At 62.6% G+C, this 6,849-nt stretch carries 7 protein-coding genes and 1 pseudogene; 5 read left to right on the forward strand and 3 right to left on the reverse strand.

Annotated elements, in window-relative coordinates:
* Positions 1–14 precede the first annotated feature (14 nt).
* Positions 15–1,388, reverse strand: coding sequence for a hypothetical protein (locus VNH11_12665; GenBank protein ID HVA47213.1), 1,374 nt, complete (start codon positions 1,386–1,388; stop codon positions 15–17).
* Between the two features lie 122 nt (positions 1,389–1,510).
* On the opposite strand from VNH11_12665, the gene VNH11_12670 reads away from it, so the two are divergent.
* The 5 genes from VNH11_12670 to VNH11_12690 all read left to right on the forward strand — a co-directional run bounded on the left by VNH11_12670 (position 1,511) and on the right by VNH11_12690 (position 5,858).
* Positions 1,511–1,813 carry a hypothetical protein gene (locus VNH11_12670; protein ID HVA47214.1) on the forward strand — a complete coding sequence of 101 codons (303 nt, stop codon included), beginning with the start codon at positions 1,511–1,513 and terminating at the stop codon, positions 1,811–1,813.
* 55 nt (positions 1,814–1,868) lie between these two features.
* A complete protein-coding gene (locus VNH11_12675; protein ID HVA47215.1) occupies positions 1,869–2,072 on the forward strand; it encodes a hypothetical protein in 204 nt (67 codons plus the stop codon).
* Between the two features lie 242 nt (positions 2,073–2,314).
* Entirely contained in the window at positions 2,315–3,799 is a 1,485-nt protein-coding gene (aroE, locus tag VNH11_12680) for a shikimate dehydrogenase (protein ID HVA47216.1), read from the forward strand.
* Between the two features lie 176 nt (positions 3,800–3,975).
* Entirely contained in the window at positions 3,976–4,491 is a 516-nt protein-coding gene (locus VNH11_12685; GenBank protein ID HVA47217.1) for a shikimate kinase, read from the forward strand.
* Between the two features lie 11 nt (positions 4,492–4,502).
* Entirely contained in the window at positions 4,503–5,858 is a 1,356-nt protein-coding gene (locus tag VNH11_12690; GenBank protein HVA47218.1) for an A24 family peptidase, read from the forward strand.
* Positions 5,859–5,979: 121 nt separating this feature from the next.
* Here the strand turns inward: VNH11_12690 and VNH11_12695 are convergent.
* Both VNH11_12695 and VNH11_12700 read right to left on the reverse strand, forming a co-directional pair.
* Positions 5,980–6,210, reverse strand: a pseudogene (locus VNH11_12695) (DUF4236 domain-containing protein).
* Between the two features lie 19 nt (positions 6,211–6,229).
* Positions 6,230–6,616, reverse strand: coding sequence for a helix-turn-helix transcriptional regulator (locus tag VNH11_12700; GenBank protein ID HVA47219.1), 387 nt, complete (start codon positions 6,614–6,616; stop codon positions 6,230–6,232).
* Positions 6,617–6,849: the final 233 nt, after the last annotated feature.

Consider the following 6,849-nt stretch of genomic DNA (forward strand, 5'->3'; position numbering starts at 1 on the left):
GATTGGCCAGCCTCCTATCGCTTGGGCGAAATCTGTCGACGATCGACGCCGGGCGCGGCGACGTCGGGCAGGTCGGCTTCGACGCCGGGCACCGCGCGGCCCGAGACGCCCGGCAAAGTTCGCTGCCCGACGCCCGGCACTCGCCGTCCGGAGATTCCCGGCAACGATTCCTCCGTCACCGAGGCACGAGGCTGCTCCGTAGCCCGCACTTGAGTCTCTGAATCGGCAGCGGCGGGAAGGTACAACGTGGCCACGCCGCCCGCGGGCGCGGCGTCGACCGTCGATTCGAACTTTTCGCGCATCACAGCGAGCTGCCGCAAGCCGTTGGCAGCTTGGGCTGCCTGGCGAAGTATCTCAGGACGAAGCCTGGCCGCGGAGGGCACCGCTTCGTTCGGCCGCGCCAGTGTCGGCCGCCGTTCAGCATGCTCGCGGCGGGCCTGATAACGCTCCGCGAGACGCGCCGCCCAGTGGGCGTTCTTGGGCTGGTGCCGCCAACGCTCGTAGGCAAAGTCCGGCTCGGGACGCCCCGTGGCGTCCGGCTCGTACCAAGGTTTGATGTCGGCAGCGCCAGGCAGGACATCGAAATAGTCGCCGAAATAGAAGTGACCGTACACCGCGCCGACGAACAATGCCTCGCTCAAGTCGGCAAGGTTGATCGCCAACGCCGGCTTGGGCGAAACGTTCGATTGCGTGCCGGCGGCCATTGGCAGCAGCGCCAGCCCGCGACGCTCGATCGCGAAATCCCAATAGCCGGGCACGAATACGCTGCCTCGCGGGGTCCAGACCGAGTGCGATGGCATCCACACCCATCCCGCTTTGAACGGTGCCTGAAAGCCGCGCCGCCAAACGTATTTTTCTCCCTCGTAACTCCAATAACCGGGGACGGCAAAGCGATCGCCGGGGGGCGTCGGTGCGGGCGGTTCGTTTGCCGGCGGGGGCGGGGGCGGCAGGTATTGCAGCCGTGGCTGATTGCGCGGAAACCAGAAGCCGCGGACCCAGCGCCAACCCTGGTCTGCCACACTCCAATAGCCCGGCACCCAGCGCATGCCCGGCGGTGGGACGCGCCACACGCCGGGCACCCAAACCAGATCGCCCATCGCCGGCTCCCAGCCCCAGTAGCCGGGAATCCAAGCGGCCGCTGCGATACCGGGTTTCGTTGCCGGCGGCGTGTGGGCCAGCGGTGGAGGTGGCCGCCCGTCGAAGACCGTGCCCGGTGTTTCGGCGCCTGAGAGCGGTTGGGCGAACGCCTCGTGAATCGGGCCGCGGACCGGCACCGCTGCTTCTGAAGGCCGTCCCGCGGCTGAAACGGCTCTGGTTGTCGGCACCACGGCCGTCATGAACATGAGCGCCGCCAGCCCTCTTAACGGCAATGTTGATTTCCTGTGCATCGTATCCTGCCTGAGTTGTGTGGATTGTGTATCGCCAGCGCGCCCAACTCACCTTGCCCCGCCGCGGCAAAACGCTATGATTCCACCCGCATCTCTTCCTTCATTCTAACGGAGCAAGAACGGTGGCCAGCCTGGCAGCACTCGGCGGCGGTTTCTTTCGGCTTCTGCCGGCATTATGGCTGACTTTGTTGGCGGTCGCACTGGCAAGTTCCGGCGGCTGTCAAAGTAGCCAACGCAATAGCGAGCTGGCTCACACAAAAAACGGCGTGGGCGGGGCCTTGACGGAGTACTCCGTCGCGGAGCACGCCCAACGCAACGGCATTTCCAACGAAGAGGCCCGCCGCCAATTGCAGCAGAAAGTGGGCCAGCGCGACGAGGAACAGGCGCTAGACAATATCGACGAGGCTGGCACGCGGACCGAGTAACCGTGGTATAATTGGTCGGTCGGTTTGAATTGGCGAAGGGTTTTGGAGGAGTGAAATGACGCAGCACGAACAGGTCATTAATCAAATGCTTGTAGGCGGCGCCACGCAAAAGATTCGTCCGTCGCGGGCGGCGGAGGCAATCGCGCTGATCGATCGATGGTTGAATGACGAATCTGATTGCGACGAGAAAACCTGGCCCGAATTGAAGGCCGCTCTCGACCGCGATCGGCCATCCGATAGAAAGCTGTTCGATGAGTAGATTCGATGAGTAGAATCGCACCTGTCGCGATTCGCCCAGGCCAGCTTGTGGGACCAGATTATCTAGGCGAGTGCTGACACTTGGCCCCTGATGCCTGACGCCTGACGACTATCACCAGTCCACTCGCTGCGCCCACTCCATCCCACATCTCTCATCTTTTTCCGTGGCCCCCGGTGCATCGTTTCGAGTAGAATAGACGATTCATCGAATTCATCGCGGACCTTGGGCCACATTCATCTGTCATGATTTGCGTCAGTATCGGACGTGGGCGGCACCGGCACGTCATCGCCGAGCATAAGCACCTGGTCGAACAAGGCGCCCAGCTCGTCGAGTTGCGGCTCGACTACATCAACGGCCAGATCAACCTGAAGCGCCTGCTTGTCGAACGGCCCGGTCCCGTCATCGTCACCATCCGCCGGCCTCAAGACGGGGGCAAGTACAGCGGCACCGAACAGGAGCGCCAGGTGCTGCTGCGGACCGCCATCGCCGACGGCGTCGACTACGTCGACCTGGAGGAAGATGTCGCCGGGGCGATTCCGCGGTACGGCAAGACCAAACGCATCGTCAGCCTGCACGACTTCCGCAAGACGCCCGACGACCTGGAAGCCATCCACGCTCGGCTGGCGAAGCTCGATCCCGACATCATCAAAATCTCGACGCTGGCCAATCAACCGCACGACAATGTGCGGATGCTGCGGATGGTGAAGGAGAGCAAGGTGCCGACGGTGGGCATCTGCATGGGCGACATCGGCACGCCGTCGCGGCTGCTGGTGGGGCGTTGCGGCGCGCCGTTCAGCTATGCCACGTTTCATCACGAGCGGACGCTCGCGCCGGGGCAGCTCAGCTTCCAGCAAATGAGGGAGATCTACGGCTACGACCAGATCACGGCCGAGACGGAGGTTTACGGGGTCATCGGCGACCCAATCGCCCAGAGCCTCAGCCCGATCATCCACAACGCCGCTTTCCGCGAGCTTAAGCTCAACAAAGTTTACATTCCCTTCCGCATTCCGCGCGAAGACCTGAACAGCTTTCTGGACGACGTGCCCGAACTGGGCATCAAGGGCCTGAGCGTCACCATTCCGCACAAAGAGGCGGTGCTCAAGCGGGTGACGAAGATCGACGGCGCGGTGCGCGGCATCACGGCCGCCAACACGCTGGTCTTCGAAGAAGAACAGCTCGCGGGCTATAACACCGACTATCGCGGCGCCATGGACTGCCTCACCGACGCGCTGACCAACGAACGCGGCGACGCCGACGTCACCAGCAAAGTGGCCCTGGTGCTGGGGGCGGGCGGGGCGGCCAAGGCCATCGCCTTCGGCCTGCAGCGGCGCGGGGCCGAAGTGGTCATCGCCAGCCGCACCCGCGAGCGGGCCGACAAGCTGGCCGGCGCGCTCAACTGCAAGGCCGTCGATTGGGGCACGCGGCACAACTTCTGGGTCGACCTGCTGGTCAACTGCACGCCCGTCGGCATGCACCCGCACGTCGACGAATCGCCTTACGACAAGCACTACCTGAAACCGTCGATGATCGTGTTCGACACCGTTTACAATCCCGAAAGCACGCTGTTGGTCAAGGACGCACGGGCACGGAGCTGCACGGTCGTGACCGGCGTCGATATGTTCATCCGGCAGGCGGCCCTGCAATTCAAGCTGTTCACCGGCCAGGACGCCCCCGCCGAACTGATGCGTGAAAGGCTCAAACGGACGATCGGCCCGGCCAAGCAGTAGTGGTTAGTGGTTAGTGGTTAGTGGTTAGTGGTTAGTGGTTAGTGGTTAGTGGTTAGTGGTTAGTGGTTAGTGGTTAGTGGTTAGTGGTTAGTGGTTAGGGACGGCGATCCCAAGACCCAAGACCAAAGACCCCAATCCAAAATCCAAAATCCAAAATTGCCTCCACCCCGTCCTGCATGAAACTCGTTCTCATCGGCTATCGAGGCACTGGCAAGAGCACGGTTGCCCGGCATCTCGCCTTGGAACTGGGCTGCGATTGGGTCGACGCCGATGTAGAAATTGAATTGAAGGCGGGCAAGTCGATCGCCGCCCTCTTCACCGATGACGGTGAGGGCCGTTTTCGCGACCTGGAAGAGGAAGTGCTGGCGGAACTGGTGTCGAGAGAGAACCTGGTCATTGCGGCCGGCGGCGGCGCCGTGTTGCGTGAGGCGAACCGGCGGCAGCTTGCCCGCTGCGACCGTGTCGTCTGGTTGCAAGCGTCGCCGGCGACGATTCTCAAGCGGACCGCGCTCGATGCCACGACGGCCGGCCGGCGACCGAAACTCACCACGGCCGGCGGCGAGGAGGAAGTCGTGCGCCTGTTGACCGAGCGCGGACCGCTTTACAAGCAGTGTGCCGACATGCAAATTGACACCGACGAAAAATCACCGGGCGAAATCGCCCAAGTAATCATCGAGCAGATTCATCTCTAAAAGGAAATCTCGTGATCGAACTGGAGAAAATACCGATTTACTACCGGCTGGCGGCCGTCTTTGCCGCCGGTGTGTTGTTGGGACACATCGCCACCCTGCTGGCTTATGGTCTTAGTATGCGGCCGGGCCGCAATCCTTGGTCGCGGTTGCACCCTTACGATGGGCGCGGCCGTTGGCGCGATCGGCTGCCGCTCGTCGGCTGGTGGCGGCTGGCCCGCAAAAGCGAAACCTTGGGCCGCGGTTTTTGGATCTCGCCGCTGCTGGCCGAACTCTTGATGGGTGCTCTCTGTGCGGCACTCTACTGGTGGGAGGTCGAACGGGGCATGCTGGTCTCGGGGGGCCAAGTGGCGGCCGGCGCCAAGATACCGCCGAGTCCGATCACCTGGGAAATCATGTACGCGATCTTCGCCGCCCACGTGGTGTTGTCGTTCTTCATGCTTGCCGCGACGCTCATCGACTTCGACGAGCGGATTATTCCCGACGAAATCACGGTGCCGGGCACGCTGATCGGTTTGATGTTGGCGGCCGGGTATTCATGGACATTGATGCCCGTCGACGTACACGTGAAGCCGCCCGGAATTCAGTTCGTCGAGTTCATGACGTTGGTGTATCCCGCCCGAAGCTACCCCGACCAGTGGCCGGCCTGGCTGGAGGCGCCCAAGCAAACCCTGCCGCTGCTCATCGGCCTGGGGGTATTTTGGCTCTGGTGCCTGTCGCTGCTCCCCTGGTTGTGGCTTCCGCGGCGCGGGTTCGAAAAAGCCGTGCGGATGTTTATCGGCCATGCGGTCCGGTCGCGGAACTTTCCGTCGATCCTCATGATCGCTGTCTGCGGCGGGGCGGGCATCATGATGGTTTGGTGGTTGGGCGGGCCGGGCTGGGCGGCGCTGTTGACTTCGCTCAGCGGGCTGGCCATGGGCGGCGCCCTGATTTGGTCGGTGCGGATCATCTTCTCGGCCCTTCTGGGAAAAGAGGCCATGGGATTCGGCGACGTGACGCTGCTGGCAATGATCGGCGCGTACCTGGGCTGGCAGGCGCCGATTTTCATCTTTTTTGTGGCCCCCTGCATCGGACTTGTCTTCGGCCTCACGCAGTGGGCTTTGGGGATGGGCCGCGAGATTCCTTACGGTCCCTTCCTTTGTCTGGCGACCGTGATCGTGGTGTTCGCTTGGCGGTGGTTCTGGGAAAGGTTCGTCCAATGGTTCGAGCCCCTGGGCGAGAACGCGCCCCTGCCGGCGCTCGTGCAGGTCTTGCTGGAGCCGATTCCGGGCCTCGCTTTGCCGCCCATTCTTTCGGCCCTGATGTTCTTCTTCGCAGTCGGCGCCTTGCTCGCCGGGGTCCGTCATCTGGTGCTGTCACTGCGCGCCTAACGCTTTGTCAGGCATCGATATGAGGGATGGCCGCAGGCCCTGATTTCGAGCGGCCCACGCCAACCCATTCGACGACCAGCGGTCGGTCTTCGCTCTGCTGAACCCTGAACCCCGAACCCTCCTACGCAACCACGAGGCATGCGAGGGTCCAGCCAACAACGGCGACCAGGGCCAGCAGGCAGCCGGTCGCTGCCTTGCCGCCGCTCTTGGTGTACCGCAGGCCGCTGCCGGGCACGCTGATCGACGTATAGCGTCGCGCGCATGCATTGACGCCCGTGCGGAACCCTTTTCCGCCCATCGAGTCGCCGACGCCCGACTTGCCGACATTGATTCTCCAGCGGCCCGATGCTGGCGCTTTTTGGTACGATGAATCAGCTCCCCTGCGTTATGCGATCGACCGCGTCGCGAAGCTTCTGGAGTTGTCTTGGGGTCATACCACGCATTGCGCGTACAATCTGCAAGACTTCGACGGGCGCCTCAGCAATGGTTGCTGACAAATCGTCAGGGGCCCTGCCCGCCAACGCGACCCACTGGTCGGGATCCTCCTCCAGCAGCTCTGCCATCCGTCTCACACGATCCACAGTTGGCGGCATCACGCTGCACTGTTCGACGCGGCATAGGTACGTGGGGCTAATGCCAGCGAGCTCGGCGAACCGGCGCAGACCGAGTTTTTTCCCCAGACGCTTTGCGCGGAGGACATGCCCAAATGGCGCAGCGCCGCTGGTGCCGGAAGTCTTCTCTCGGTTGGCGGTTTTCATATCAGTGTCCTAGCAACTCATACCGTTACTGAAGGTCCTCTTTTCGCAGCCGCAGCATTCTCGCGGCTTCGCTCCAAGTTTTACCCAGCTTACTGAGTTCAAGTTTCGCGGTTTTCGCGAGGCAGTTTCGGTCAAATTGAAATCGGCCTCCATGCCAAAAACGGGTAAACCTGTGGTGCATCAAACATCCCAGGCAACCCGCGGCAAGGAGGCCGAACATGCAAGTTACTTCA

The organism is Pirellulales bacterium, from assembly GCA_035533075.1.
Classification (GTDB): domain Bacteria; phylum Planctomycetota; class Planctomycetia; order Pirellulales; family JAICIG01; genus DASSFG01.